The sequence below is a fragment of the Mangrovivirga cuniculi genome (assembly GCF_005166025.1).
In the GTDB taxonomy this organism is placed as follows: Bacteria; Bacteroidota; Bacteroidia; order Cytophagales; family Cyclobacteriaceae; genus Mangrovivirga; species Mangrovivirga cuniculi.
Window position 1 is genome coordinate 1,282,715 of sequence record NZ_CP028923.1, and the last position, 13,899, is coordinate 1,296,613.

A 13,899-nucleotide genomic window follows, 5' to 3' on the forward strand; every position below is an offset into this window, starting at 1 on the left:
TTCTATTCGCTTGCCATATAATTTTTATACCATTGTTGAAAAACTATCATTGCCCAGACGGTGGCATGTGAGTCTCCCGGGTTTGAAGAATATAGTTTTTTCTTAAGTTTTTCTATTGTATGGCTATCAAAAATACCCTGTTCCTGAATGAATTCCCGATTAAGCCATTGGTTATTTATTTTATCTTTCAATTTACCTCTCATCCATGGTAGTAGAGGTACTTCAAAACCTTTCTTTGGTCTGTTGTAAAGCTGATCTGGCAGAATAGCTTTAAAAGCATCCTGTAGTATTCGCTTTTTCATCTTACCATCGATCTTGTATTCTTCAGGTAGAGATTGGGCAAAATCGATGATTCTGTGATCCAAAAAGGGCACTCTTACTTCAAGACCATGTGCCATAGACATCAGATCTACCTTTGTCAACATATCGTAGGGAAGAACAAGAGACAGATCATTCGTCAATACCTCATTGATATTGCCCTTATCAATATATTTACACAGTTCACTGGCAATATGTTTAGTATTTCCGCGGTACTCAGGGGTTAAATAGTTTTGAGCTTCCTTTTCTTGCATAAATGTTGCCCAAAACCAATACCTGTCTTTTGGATTTAATTTGGATCCACCGGCAAACCGGTTTAATTGCCTGAATGTATTTCCTATTGCTGAATTTCTCGATTGAGGAAGATATTTCCACAACCCAGCACCAGCTAAAGCTATATTTTCTTTTATTCCTGGATTTAAAGACCTGTAAAAAGCCTGGTATTTGTTATATCCTGCAAATAATTCGTCAGCACCATCACCTGACAATGCTACAGTTATATGTTCTTTTGTGAGTTTACTTAGTAAATAAACAGGTAGTGAAGAGCTATCCGCAAAAGGTTCGGATAAACTGTTAAGCATCTGGTCTAATTCTGCATACAGATCATCCAGGGTTAATGAAAAAACATGATGCTCAACTCCCAAATGTTCAGCAGTTGCCTTTGCATAGTTTGTTTCATCATAATAAGCCTGGTCTTTAAATCCAATAGAAAAACTTTTTATGTCAGGTTTGAATTTCGATGCTACAGCAGTGATTATTGAAGAATCTATTCCCCCGCTTAAAAATGTCCCCGTAGGCACATCTGCTATCAATCTTTCCTTTACAGAATTTTCAATTAGCTGGACCAATTCTTCCTTTGCCTTGTTATAGGATGTCTCCTTACTGATCTGGGATTCCGGGATCTGATAGTATTTTTCAATTGTAGTATTTCCTTCAGCATCACATGTCATGTATGAACCCGCGGGAAGTTTGCTAATACCTTCAATCATTGTAAAAGGTGAAGGGATGTAGTTCAGTTGAAGATAAAGTGAAAGAGCATCCTTGTTTATTTCTTTTTCAATGCCATATGAATGAATAGCTACAGCTTCAGAAGCAAATAAAAGCTTATCATCGTCGAGATGGTAATACAAAGACTTAATGCCTATGCGATCTCTTGCTATGAATATCGATTCTTTTTCCGAATCATAGAATGCAAAAGCAAAAAAACCGTTTAATTTGTTAAGAGCTTCTACTCCCCAATGGATCATAGAATAAAGCAAAACTTCAGTGTCAGAATCGCCGTTGAATTCGACTCCGGCATTTTGCAGTTCTTTTCTTAGTATTGGGTAATTGTAAATTTCTCCATTAAAAACGATGTGATACCGACCGGTTTTATCAGACATGGGCTGGTGGCCTGTCTGAGTAAGGTCAATGACAGAAAGCCTTCGATGCCCTAAAGCAACCCTGTAATCATTAAATAAACCCTGGTCGTCAGGACCACGATGAGCCAATGTGGAAGTTGCATTGGATAAATGGATCATTTGCATCCTTCCGATTTCATTAAGCGCAAAAACTCCGGTTATACCACACATTTCAGTAAAAAATTCAATAAATTTAAAATTGCGATCGTTAAGATACAAAAGAGACAATTAAGTAGCTTGTTGCATAATGAATTTTAATTAAATGAGTCTTTGTATTGAATTTATTATCATTAGCTATTTGAAAGAAAAGGATTTTTTTAACTAAATAAATAAATATGCTACGGTCAATAAATTATTTTAAAAAGGGTTTATTTCTTTTTATCATCTCTGTGTCTATGAGTTTTGTTTTTACCTCATGTGGTTCTGCCAAGAAAATGGCCATCAGGGAAAGTAAAGCAAATACAGCTGTCAAAGCTGCCCGATCTTATTATGGCACACCTTATAAGTATGGAGGAACGACCAGGAGTGGTATCGATTGTTCTGCATTAACCTGTAAAGCATATAATGCCATAGACCAGCCGCTTCCCAGAACAGCAAAGGCTCAAAGTAAAGAAGGAGACCGGATTAAAATGAAAAAATTAAAGCCCGGAGATCTTGTGTTTTTTAGTTTTAAGCCGGGCAGGAGGAAAATAACTCACGTAGGAATAGTTTCTTATAACGATGGTAAAGTAATTAAATTTATACATGCCTCAACTAAGCTTGGAGTGACAGAAAGCGTACTTAATGAAGGTTATTATGAACGCATATTTGTAAAGGCCAGACGCTTTTTCTGATTAAGTAAAAATATCCTATATTTGCTAGCCTCAATTATGGGGCATTAGCTCAGCTGGCTAGAGCGCTACGCTGGCAGCGTAGAGGTCATCGGTTCGACTCCGATATGCTCCACTAGAAAGACCACAAATACTGTGGTCTTTTTTTTACTTGTTAAAAGAGATTACAATCAATCAAGAGATCTGCTTAAGTGATTCTTAATAATAGAGATTACTTCTTAGGAAAGGTTATCAGAGATCGTATATAAAAAGATCTCTGATAATTTGAATATTCATATCTTCAATTCAATTAATAAGATTTGGTGAGAGTATAAAAAGTTTTAGGATATTTCATTATTAGTTAATAAAATTATTCTCAGCAGAATTACTTAAAAGCACTCTTTTTCAAGAGATTTGATGCTATTATTATGCGTATGAAAAAAGGATAAAATGCTAAATAAGCTACGAGGCTATATACTAAATGACTTATTTTGTATATTGAGCTATGAAGTAGAAATATTCTTTAATAAAATGTAGAAAAGGCTGGTAAATTAAATTTAATTAAGATTTTTCTATAAGGTAAATAAAGGTTAGGATTATAAGATGTTGCTAATCAGTTACTTAATGTATTTACAAGCTTTTGTAGAGAATATTCTATATTGTAATTTGTTCATATAATTCATTATATTGAATATCGTGTGTAAGGTTTATGCACAAAAACTAAATATAATCTTACAATGACTATAAAATAAAATATCCTATTTTTGAATACGGAATTGGAATTTTATAAATAACCCAATTTGTACCACTTACATTATGGCCAAACTCAAAAATATTATAAAGCAACTGTCTGATAATGATTATGAAACTATTTATAATCAATTAATGGATAGTGGTGCTGATAAATCAGCATATTTACTTAAATCAATGCGTGATAAGTCTGTTTCTGATACTGCAGTAATGGATGAACTCGATGTAAATACTAACGCTTATTATACTTTAAGGTCACGACTAAATCAAAAAATTGAAGAGTATTTGCTTCAACAAATGGAAAATCCGAGAACGGATATTCTTAAGAAAGTAGCAAATATTAATGAAGTATTGTTTACTAAGAAAAGAGCAATTGCCATTGCCACATTAAAAAAGCTCGAAAAAGAGTTGCTGGATTATGATCTGGCCAGTGAGTTAACTATAGTATACAAAGCGTTGAAAAAGCTTCATATAAACTCACCCGATAATTTTAATTATAGTCAGCTTTATAATAAATATGTAGCCTATACTCTTGCAGTAGATAAGGCCGAAGATCTTCTTGCTGAATATTTCAAAAAATATGGTTCTTATATTCTATCAGGAGAAGAAACTGATAAACTTGCTCTGACATTACTCAATAAAGAAATGTTGAGCACCAGTGCTCTTTATGATTCGCACAGAATGTATGTTTACAAAAGCTGTATAAATATTTTTCACAGGCTTTTTGTGGAGCAGGATTCTGAGATGGAAAATGACCTGGAGCCAATTGAAGATATTCTGGATAATGTTCAAAAGATCTTCGAATCTTATCAGTTGGACACAATATACTTCCATTTAAAGATCGTCCATGAGTTTTTAACCCTCGAGTATTATAACCACTATAAGGTTTACAGGAAGGCTGAAACTTATTTTGAGGAAGTAAATGAGGCAGCAGAAAACTTATTAACTAACTATAGCCTGTTTACCTTTCCTTCCCAATTCCTATTAACTAAAATAGACAGGCATTTAAGAATGGGACTTGAAGGGGAGATCTATGAAGAAAATGAGGCATTATTTCAGGATTACGAAAGTAATACAAATGATATACCTCAATATGTTATTTACATGACATACAGGTCTTTAAGCTGTCACTTTGCTAAAAAGCATGATGAGGCAGCAAGATGGATCAATAATTTGCTGAATGAAGTTAGTTTAAAGAAATATCCTTATGCCCAGCTTGAAGTAAAAGCTGTTCTTGCATTGCAATACTGTATTATAAATGATTACGATCTTTTTAATCAGTTGATAAATAGTATTCAAAGACAAATAAGGATATTAAATAAAGAAACTTGTGAACATGTTCAAATCCTCGCTAAAATGATGAAAATATCAATTAGTGAAGCGAAGAGAGATAAGTATGATAAAATTAAAGCCCTGGTAGATAAGTTTAATTCTGTACCAAAATCCGGATTTACTCCGACGTCATTGGTGAAAATGGATGATGAATTTATCAGGGTATTAGCAAGGGAACAATAAAAATGGCGGATGCTATCGCACCCGCCTAACTAAATCCCATATAACAATAGCAATTTTAAGCTACCGTTATTTTAAATGTAAAGTTATTTGACGTTAATGTCAAGAAAATTTAACAAATTTTGAAGAAGTTCAAGATATTCGGAGAGAACCTTAAAAGGCTTAGGAAAGCAAAAGGTTATAGTCAGGATGAGTTTGCATCCTTACTAAATGATTCGGCAGGAATCCAGTTTAAGCGTCATACTATTTCTAATTATGAAACAGGTGTGAGTTATCCTTCTTTGGATCTCGTTCCTCATATTGCTCGTATTTTGGATGTTTCTGTTGATACGATGTTAGGGGTTAAAGTCAATGAAGGGGTCATTGCTATAGATGATAATGAAGATGAGTTTTCAGTAAACAATTCACTCACAACTGAAATGATTTTAAGCATGGCTCAAATGGCACATGCAGAACCTTTAACTCCAGAGCATTTAAGTCGTGAACAACTTGAAAGACTATTTAATAGGTTTCAACAGGTAAATGACCAGCTTGTTAAAGAAGTTGTAAGATTAAGAGATGAGAATATTAACCTTAAAGACAGGATGATATCGCTTCAGGAAAAAATAGCGACCATTATTGAAAAAGAGCTTTAATTAAGCAGGTCGCTGAGAGATTTTTTCAGCTTTTCCTTTCGTTTCTTTCTTCTATAAAAATGAACTCCTACCGCTATCAATATTAGGCTTAGAACTATTATATAGGTCCAATAATTAATTTTTTTATCTGCCTGAATCCCACTTACCGCAGTAGTATATTTATATTTTGAATCAGCAAGACGGATGAGATATTGGCTTTTAGCATTATTTAAAACCTTATTTTGCTGCTGAAGTAACTTGGTTTGTTCTACCAGAATATTTGATATTTTTATTGAATTAGCAGTGTTAGAACGAGAAGAGTTTTCTGAAAGAGCAAAATACAGACTAATAGCATTGAAATAGTTTTCGTGAAAACCGGAAGGGTTTTTCTCAAGAATTCCATTTTCAAGTAATTTCATTCCTTTCTCGATATTCCCGGATTGAGAATATGCTTTAGCCAGAGTAATCAATGCGTCCGGAATATCGTATGATTCAGGATTTCCATTTGGCTTTTCTTTATAACTCAATGCTTTTTCTGCAACTGAAATTGCCTTATCAAAGTTGCCAAGTGATAAATGGATTTCTGCAAGGTTCGAATAAGCAATGCCATATCTTTCTACCGGGATTTCATCATTGGCATATATTTCCATAGATAGATGGTAGTATGATCTGGCTACTTCATAATCCTGTAATTGAAAATGTATAGCTCCAAGTAAGTTATATATTCTGGCACTTCTATCAATATTACTCACCCGTTGATTGTTCTCTAAAGCATCGTAAAAGTATGTTTTGGCAGATTCATAATCTTCCAAATCATAATAAGTAAGTCCAAGATTATAATTTACCATTGCCATATTATCGTAATTATCATAAATAGCGAAATATGATAATGATTCTTTAAAATAGTCAATGGCAGCAATGTATTCACCACCCTGGCGATACACCTCACCAAGGAAGTTGTAAGTCAGTGCAAGTTTTTCTTTATCATTCAGAGCTACGAAAATATCAGAAGCTAAAAATAGATTCTGGACACAATTAATAAGATCACCTTTGTTATTATATGATTGAGCCATCATATACCTCACCTTACCTTCATTTGGTTTTGAAAGTGCATCCAGATTTATTGCAGTGGTGCAGGAGTTTATAAAAATCTCATGTGACCTGGTCTTAAAATTTATCTTGAGTTTATTATAAACAGAATCTGATTTACTGGTTGCTTTCGTAACAGGAGTCATTAACAAGAATAGTAGAATAGCGAAATAGCTACTAATCTTGTTTTGGGTTAAATAAATTTTACAAAAAGACTCCATTGGAAATATCCTTAATAAATATTTCCTTAAAATAAAAAAGCCTGGCAGGTATTTCAAAATTATTGATCGAAAAGGCGGCTTTTTTGCAAAATAATTTTAATGTATTTTACCGATTAGTCAATATCCTTGACCTCTCCCTTCTTATCGCCGTCTGTCGCAACTAAATCTTGAACTTCTTCAAGCTCAGGGCGTAAGGGTTGAGGATCTTCAGTTTCGCATTGTGTAAAACCTAGAACAAAGAAAATTGATACTGCGATTAATTTAAGAGTTTTCATAACTTTTTGATTTATGTGATAATTATTTGATTACTTAGATAAAATATTTCAGCTCAACCCGGATAACAGGTTTGTGTTGGAATGATGAAAATTGTAATAATTTTGTTGACCCTAAATAGGTATTTTAATATAACTAATGTAAGTAATATATCATATAACTATCTGTAAATAAGTTAGTTATGTTAGTATTTCTTGACATTTAACGATAAAATGGTCAATATACTTTACCTTTTTATTTTACTTTTAGCCGTAGGTGCTTTGCTCAGTGTTTTTTTGAAATGGCTAACTCCCGGTGGTGCTGTTTTAGCATTTGTCTGTGGAGCTTTAATACTATTTGAATTTGGCGGAGTAGCTTTTATGACCTTAGCTTTTTTCTTTCTTTTTGGATCTGTACTAAGTAAATGGAGCTATCGCTCTTACCTGTCTGCAGATAGTGATAAGGGTGTCAGAGGCTGGCAAAATGTTCTTGGAAACGGAGGAGTGATTATATTGATTTCGGTGATAAGCATAATACTAAAATCAGAGTATAAATTTATCCTCGAAATAATGGTAGTGGCAAGTATAGCAGCAGCTTGTTCTGATACCTTTGCGAGTGAAATAGGGCAAAGGCTTGGTAATAAGTTTGTGTATTTCCCTTCTTTAAAGGAAGCACACAGAGGAGAGGATGGAGCGATTAGTTTAGAAGGCATAGTCGCTGCGATAATTGGTTCTTCTATCATTTCACTACTCTATTTTGTATTGATTTTCAATGTTGGATTTAAGGTATTTTTAATTGTTACTATATCAGGATTTTCGGGTAATTTAGTGGATAGTTTACTGGGTGCTACATTAGAAAGAAATGGATATCTGAATAAGCACACAGTTAATTTTTTATGTACAATGTCAGCAGCCATGTTTTCTATGCTGATGTTGCTGATTTTTTAATGTACTATTTAGTTTAAATTAGTCTTCAATAATATGAGGTGTTTTTTATTAATAATGCTGGCCTTTCAAGTTATTAGCATTTTCGGACAGGATAAAAGCTTAGGGTTTTCAGTAGATAAGGATCAAACCGGCGTTTTCATTGCTGATAAGGGAACTTATGTCACTTTATCAGGTGCTGCTGGATCTACTATAATTACTCAGGACAGTTCAGTTCACCAACTTCAAACTGTTGTAAAGAAGTTAAACCTCCTGGGTTTAGAAGCATATTCTATTAACAATACTCTTACTGCTTCCTTTGTTACTGCCAATCCTAAAGGAGATACATTTAAAAATCAGAAAGCATTGTGGAAGTCACAATACAATTCTATCAATACAACCGGAATAGATTTAACCAATAAAGCCAATACCGGATTCGGTGAAGTTGCCTTATTGAATCAGGGTAATCTTCCCGAAATCTCTTTTACATTTGAAAACGGAAATTTAAATGGTATCATAATAAATAGATCCGAAGGTGCATTATGGGTATCTTCTTCGCATATTAATTCCAATGATATTTCAGGTAAAGGTTCCAAAGGACAGGATTATTTTTATCAGGCTTATGTATTCTATTTAAATGGGCAAAAGGAAGATGCCCTGAAAGCCTTTGATAAATACTTAAGTCTCAATAATTCCGATAAAAACGCTTTTCATATAGCGATCCAATTATCTTTAGATCTTAACGATAATCAAAAAGCAAAATTATTTCTGAACAGGTTACTGGATCAATATCCCAATGATCAAAAGGCTCTTCTTACAAGAATTCAATTAAATCTTAAAGAGGAGAGGTATAGTGACGTAGTAAATGACATAAATAAATTAAACAATCCATCTGACTCTTTAATTCTTATTAGAGCACGTTCAAATTTTAATCTTAACCGGAAAGAGGATGCTATTAGCGATTACAATGTTGTGATATCGAAATTCCCTAACCTGGAAGATTACGAAAATTATACTTTAGCATTGATTGATCAGAATACATCCAAAATGAATGAAGCTGCATTAAAAGCAGCAGACCTGGGTTCTGAAAATTTAATAATTTTATCATTGGCTGGTAAAACTCTAATCGATGATAAAAGCTATGATAAGGGCATTGTCTTACTGGAAAAAGTTTTAAATGAACAGCCAAATAACCAGGTTATTCTGGAGTATTTGGCCAGAGCATCTTTTAATAGCGGAAACTGGGAAAAAGCAATTAAATATTATGATGCTCTACTAGCAATACGACCCTTAAGTGCAGAGGAAGCTTTTAATGCTGGGGAAGCATTTTTGACTTTAGGAATGACTTCTAAAGCTATTGAAATGTGGAATAAAGCTGCTGGTGCAGGGTATTCCGGAAATGATTTTTATAAGAGGAAAGGAGATCTGGAACTTCAAGCCGGGGATTCAATTGCTGCTTCAGCAGATTATAAAATGTATTTTGAAAAAACTGGAGATAAGTCAATAGCTGTAAAAATTGCAAAATTAGAATATGGTCAGAAAAACAATGATTTAGCTTTAGAGTGGTCTAAAAATGCTATAGAAGCTGGGAGTACTGATCCAAAAATGGATTTGATAGCCGGGATTTCCTCATACGAATTAAATAATCAGGAAGAAGCTTTTAATTTTCTTTCTTCACTAAGAGGAACTCAAGTCCTTTCTGATAAGGGCCACTATTATCTAGGCTTGTTAATGGCTGATAAAGAACTTTATTCGGATGCATTGGATCAACTTAACAAGGCGAAAGTCTCAGGTTATCAGGCTGCAGAACTGGATAGGTTATTAATGGAATTAAATTACCAGGCTGGAAATTATCAGGAGGCTATCAAGTTTGCAACAGAAATTTTAAAAAAGGATGCAGAAAATTCAGAAGCGCTGATCACCAGGGGAATGTCTTATTACCAACTTAGTGATAAGGATAATTCTTTTAATGATTTAAAAGCTGCAGGAAGCTCAGTGAAAAATCAAACTAAGGCTCTTGAACTTCTGGCAATGCTGGCAGTTGAACGTAATGATGATGAGGCTGAGAAATATGTCAATGCTGCGATATCAAATGGAATAGAAAAGTCAGCTTATTATATGTATCTCGCTGAACTGAATGAGTCCAGAGGTGATAAAGAAAAAGCAGCTCAAAATCTTGAAAAGGTTATCTCACTGGGTAATGGAAATGCACAGATTTTTTTAAGACTTGCCGAATTGTATTATGATCTTGAAAATTATGATAATGCTGTCTCAAATTATGATAAAGGTATTTCAGAGGCTTTGAATGATGTTAATATTGTTACAAACTACTCATTGGCTTTAGTGAATACCGGCAGAATAGATGCCGCCAGAAATCAACTTGAAAAAGCTGTTGCTTTAGAATCTCAAAATCCCGCTGTTTATTATCATCTGGGAGTGATTTATATTGCTGATAGTAAACCCAACGAAGCACTGGAGGTGTTCAGTCGTGCAGAGGATTTGGGATTGAAATCTGAAGAGCTTTATACAGCCAGGGGAAATGCATATTCGTTAAATACAAATTATGAACAGGCTTTATCTTCTTTTGATAAGGCATTAAATATTAACTCTGACTTTTTACCTGCATTAAATGGACGAGCAAAAGTTCAACTCGAACTGGGTAATTATGAAAAAGCATTAGCTGATGCTAAAATGATCCAGGAAGCCGGAAATTCCGATGCAGTAACTTATTCGATTATTGGCAGGTCGTTGTTCAACCTGGGAAAATATGAGGAAGCTCTGGATCCACTGACCAAAGCGATTAATGGAGGGATTAACAATGGGATGTTATATGGATACAGAGGCATCGTTAATTATAAGACAAATAATTGTGAAGAAGCTACAACTGATATAACAGTTGCTATGAACAAAGGCTTTAATTCTCCTGCCTTGAAAGGTGCTAAAGGAGGATGTCTATTCAAAAACAATGAATATTCCGAAGCATTACCTCTTTTAATTGAATCTAAAGAAGATGGCTATTCAGAATCTGAAATTAATAAGAAAATAGGTGTTAGTTATTATCATACTGGTGAATATGAAAAGGCTAATAAATACTTAGAGGAGGCATCTGAAGACTTACCTGAAGATAAAGAAACCCCATATATTTTAGGTAACAGCTATTTCAGATCTGAATATTTTGATAAATCAGTTATTGCCTATCAGGATGCTGCTTCAAGAGGTAATCAGGATCCGTTATTATATAATAATCTTGGAAAAGCTCTTGAAAAGGATAATAAACCAGGAGCTGCACTAGATGCATATGATAAAGCAATCGAATTAGATGAGCAGTATACAAGAGCCTTTGAAAACAGGGGAGTGCTCAATATTCAAATGGAAAATTTTGAGGATGGTATCGATGATCTGGTATTTGCTGAGCAATTAAACGGAGGTAAACTTCAAGGTGAGTTATATGTGAAGATTGCGGAAGCATACAACCAGTTGGAGAGATATGGTGCTGCAATTTCTTACTATGAGAAGGCTATTAATAATGGGGCAGGGAGCCCGGAACAACTAACTGCCCTGGGTGATGTATTTATCGAGACTGAGAGCTTCAGAGATGCCATAAACAGATATACCCAGGCACTAAATATTAATAAAGAATACCTGCCTGCATATAGCAGCCGGGCATTGGCTCATATGTACCTGGGAAATAACCAGGCAGCAGTTGAAGATCTGAATGTTATACTTGCCAATGATCCTGATAATGCAAATGCCAGATATAATCGCGGTTTCTTAATGGAACAACTAGGGAATTTTGAAGCAGCTATCAGTGATTACAATAAATTCATTGATAATAACCCCAAAGATGATCAGGTGGTATTTGACCGGGCAAATGCATATTTTTCTCTTGAATCATATTCCGAAGCTTTAAAAGATTATAATAAAGCCATTGAAATTAATCCGGAGGAAGGTAAGTACTATCGAGGAAAAGGGTCTTCTCTTTATCAGTTGAAAGATATACAAAACGCCTGTGAGGCATGGGGGAAAGGAAAAGATTTAGGAGATAGAGAGTCTGCATTTTATTTAAAACAATATTGCGAATGATTGTCGATTTAAGAAGTGACACTGTCACAAAGCCTTCAAAACAAATGAAGGAGGCTATGTTTTCAGCACCTGTTGGAGATGATGTTTTCGATGAAGATCCAACGATAAATGAATTACAGGAGTATGCTTCAAATCTGTTTGGTATGGAAGCAGCTCTTTATTGCCCATCAGGAACAATGACTAACCAGATTGCCATCAGATGCCTTACTCAGCCTCAGGATGAAGTGATCTGCGATCAAAGAAGCCATATTTATAATTATGAGGGTGGAGGACTAGCATATAACTCGATGGTTTCTGTAAGGCTGGCAGATGGCAAGAGAGGTATTTTAACGCCGGAATTAATTGAGCCAAACATTTTAAAGGAGGACATACATTATCCTATATCCAGAGTAATAGGTCTTGAAAACACTGTTAATAAAGGTGGAGGGGCGTGCTATAGAGAAAAAGATATCGAACCCATTGCCAGTCTGGCTACTCAACATGGGTTAAAGATGCACCTTGATGGAGCAAGGTTCTTTAACGCTATTGTTGCAACCGGAGAGGAGATTAAGGACCATGCAAAACATTTTGATACGATCTCAATATGCCTGAGTAAGGGCTGGGAGCACCCATAGGTTCAATACTTATAGGCACGCATGAAGTTATCAAAAAGGCTAAAAGAGTTAGAAAAGTACTGGGAGGAGGAATGAGGCAAGCTGGTTTAATTGCCGCAGGAGGGCTTTTTGCTTTAAAAAATAACATTGAAAGGCTTTCGGAAGATCATCACAGAGCCAAAACACTAGCACAGGAGTTGGAGAAAGCTGATTTCGTCAAAAATATTATACCTGTTGATACTAACATAATCATTTTTGAAGTTAGAGATGATCTTTCGGTAGAAACGGTATTGAATAAACTTGAAGAAAATAAGATTTATGCTGTGCCGTTTGGAAAGGGTGCGATAAGGTTTGTTACCCATCTGGATTTTGATGATGATCAAATGGATCGAACCATAAAAGTGATCAGGCAGCTTTCTTTTTAAAACCAGGCTGGGAAACCATATATACGCCAATAAATATGAGCAAACTGTAAACTATCTTTTCCAGGGTCAATTCATTATTTAAAATGAATACTGATATGAGCATTGCACAAACAGGCTGCAAATAGATATAAGCTCCGACTACGGAAGGATTTACCTTTTTCATTGCAAACAAATTAAGCATATAGGCTAAAATGGTAGTGCAGATGACCACGTAGCTTATTCTTAATACAACTGTCCAAGGCATTACCACATATGATGTTTGTATAGCATCGGCAATACCAAACGGGAATATAAATAATAAACCAAAAGTAAAAACCCATTTAACAACAGTCATCGCATTATATTTCACCATTAGTGGCTTTACTAATACCAGATAAAAAGCATATGAAGAAGCGTTGACTAGTATAAAAAGGTCACCTATAAAACTATCGTTGTCGAGATTGAAATTTTTTTGACCCAATAATAAACCGGCACCAATAGCTCCCAGAATTATTCCGGAGATCTTAACCGTAGTCATCCGGGTTCTCAATATAATAGCGCTAATTACCAATACGAGAATTGGGCTTAAGGTCATGATCACAGACGCATTCACTGAGCTCGTATAAACCAACCCTTTAAAAAAGAAAAGCTGGTTCATGGCTGTACCTGTAAGTCCACATATCATAAGACGTGGATAATCGGACTTACTTATCTTCTCATTACCGCCAAATAGCGGAGCTAATATCCAAAAGGCCACGGCACCTGAAGCAATTCGAATAAAAATGAAAGCATTGGGAGTTAGCCATTCCGGCATAATAGACTTTGCTATGGAATAATTGGCTCCATATATTAAAGCGACTATAAATAGCTGAATATGAGGCACAATTTGACTTTTCATCCAGTTTTTCGAGGCTAACTTTATTGATTGTTC

Annotated in this window: 9 protein-coding genes, 1 tRNA gene and 1 pseudogene; 7 read left to right on the top strand and 4 right to left on the bottom strand. The window is 34.8% G+C overall.

All coding sequences use genetic code 11. From position 1 onward, the window contains the following. Window positions 1–2: 2 nt before the first annotated feature. Window positions 3–1,889, bottom strand: coding sequence for an asparagine synthase (glutamine-hydrolyzing) (asnB, locus tag DCC35_RS05920; RefSeq protein ID WP_137089915.1), 1,887 nt, complete (start codon window positions 1,887–1,889; stop codon window positions 3–5). A gap of 224 nt (window positions 1,890–2,113) precedes the next feature. On the opposite strand from asnB, the gene DCC35_RS05925 reads away from it, so the two are divergent. From DCC35_RS05925 to DCC35_RS05940, 4 genes are all read left to right on the top strand, one after another. After that, window positions 2,114–2,551 carry a C40 family peptidase gene (locus tag DCC35_RS05925; protein WP_246070161.1) on the top strand — a complete coding sequence of 146 codons (438 nt, stop codon included), beginning with the start codon at window positions 2,114–2,116 and terminating at the stop codon, window positions 2,549–2,551. A 38-nt stretch (window positions 2,552–2,589) separates the two neighbouring features. After that, window positions 2,590–2,663: transfer RNA gene (locus tag DCC35_RS05930), tRNA-Ala, on the top strand. Window positions 2,664–3,343: 680 nt separating this feature from the next. Further along, window positions 3,344–4,792, top strand: a complete 1,449-nt coding sequence (locus DCC35_RS05935) for a hypothetical protein (protein WP_137089917.1) — start codon at window positions 3,344–3,346, stop codon at window positions 4,790–4,792. 119 nt (window positions 4,793–4,911) lie between these two features. After that, the gene (locus DCC35_RS05940) at window positions 4,912–5,424 is read left to right on the top strand and encodes a helix-turn-helix domain-containing protein (protein WP_175402730.1); all 513 of its coding nucleotides are present in this window, start codon (window positions 4,912–4,914) and stop codon (window positions 5,422–5,424) included. On the opposite strand, the gene DCC35_RS05945 is transcribed toward DCC35_RS05940, so the two are convergent. Together DCC35_RS05945 and DCC35_RS20605 are read right to left on the bottom strand one after the other, a co-directional pair. After that, a complete protein-coding gene (locus tag DCC35_RS05945; RefSeq protein ID WP_175402731.1) occupies window positions 5,421–6,638 on the bottom strand; it encodes a tetratricopeptide repeat protein in 1,218 nt (405 codons plus the stop codon). The genes DCC35_RS05940 and DCC35_RS05945 overlap by 4 nt on opposite strands. 188 nt (window positions 6,639–6,826) lie before the next feature. Then, the gene (locus DCC35_RS20605) at window positions 6,827–6,988 is read right to left on the bottom strand and encodes a hypothetical protein (RefSeq protein ID WP_175402732.1); all 162 of its coding nucleotides are present in this window, start codon (window positions 6,986–6,988) and stop codon (window positions 6,827–6,829) included. 210 nt (window positions 6,989–7,198) lie between these two features. On the opposite strand from DCC35_RS20605, the gene DCC35_RS05950 reads away from it, so the two are divergent. The 3 genes and pseudogenes from DCC35_RS05950 to DCC35_RS05960 all read left to right on the top strand — a co-directional run bounded on the left by DCC35_RS05950 (window position 7,199) and on the right by DCC35_RS05960 (window position 12,989). Beyond that, the gene (locus DCC35_RS05950; RefSeq protein ID WP_137089920.1) at window positions 7,199–7,912 is read left to right on the top strand and encodes a DUF92 domain-containing protein; all 714 of its coding nucleotides are present in this window, start codon (window positions 7,199–7,201) and stop codon (window positions 7,910–7,912) included. A 54-nt stretch (window positions 7,913–7,966) separates the two neighbouring features. Then, the gene (locus DCC35_RS05955) at window positions 7,967–11,971 is read left to right on the top strand and encodes a tetratricopeptide repeat protein (RefSeq protein ID WP_175402733.1); all 4,005 of its coding nucleotides are present in this window, start codon (window positions 7,967–7,969) and stop codon (window positions 11,969–11,971) included. A gap of 56 nt (window positions 11,972–12,027) precedes the next feature. After that, window positions 12,028–12,989, top strand: a pseudogene (locus DCC35_RS05960) (threonine aldolase family protein). Here the strand turns inward: DCC35_RS05960 and DCC35_RS05965 are convergent. Continuing rightward, window positions 12,970–13,866 (bottom strand): DMT family transporter, encoded by an 897-nt coding sequence (locus DCC35_RS05965; protein ID WP_137089922.1) that lies wholly within the window; start codon window positions 13,864–13,866, stop codon window positions 12,970–12,972. The pseudogene DCC35_RS05960 and the gene DCC35_RS05965 overlap by 20 nt on opposite strands. Between the last annotated feature and the right edge of the window lie 33 nt (window positions 13,867–13,899).

Excerpts from the sequence above, each read along its gene's own strand:
- asnB (WP_137089915.1), bottom strand. The coding sequence starts at position 1,889 with ATGTGTGGTATAACCGGAGTTTTTGCGCTTAATGAAATCGGAAGGATG.
- DCC35_RS05925 (WP_246070161.1), top strand. The coding sequence starts at position 2,114 with ATGAGTTTTGTTTTTACCTCATGTGGTTCTGCCAAGAAAATGGCCATC.
- DCC35_RS05935 (WP_137089917.1), top strand. The coding sequence starts at position 3,344 with ATGGCCAAACTCAAAAATATTATAAAGCAACTGTCTGATAATGATTAT.
- DCC35_RS05945 (WP_175402731.1), bottom strand. The coding sequence starts at position 6,638 with ATGACTCCTGTTACGAAAGCAACCAGTAAATCAGATTCTGTTTATAAT.
- DCC35_RS20605 (WP_175402732.1), bottom strand. The coding sequence starts at position 6,988 with ATGAAAACTCTTAAATTAATCGCAGTATCAATTTTCTTTGTTCTAGGT.
- DCC35_RS05950 (WP_137089920.1), top strand. The coding sequence starts at position 7,199 with ATGGTCAATATACTTTACCTTTTTATTTTACTTTTAGCCGTAGGTGCT.
- DCC35_RS05955 (WP_175402733.1), top strand. The coding sequence starts at position 7,967 with ATGCTGGCCTTTCAAGTTATTAGCATTTTCGGACAGGATAAAAGCTTA.
- DCC35_RS05965 (WP_137089922.1), bottom strand. The coding sequence starts at position 13,866 with ATGAAAAGTCAAATTGTGCCTCATATTCAGCTATTTATAGTCGCTTTA.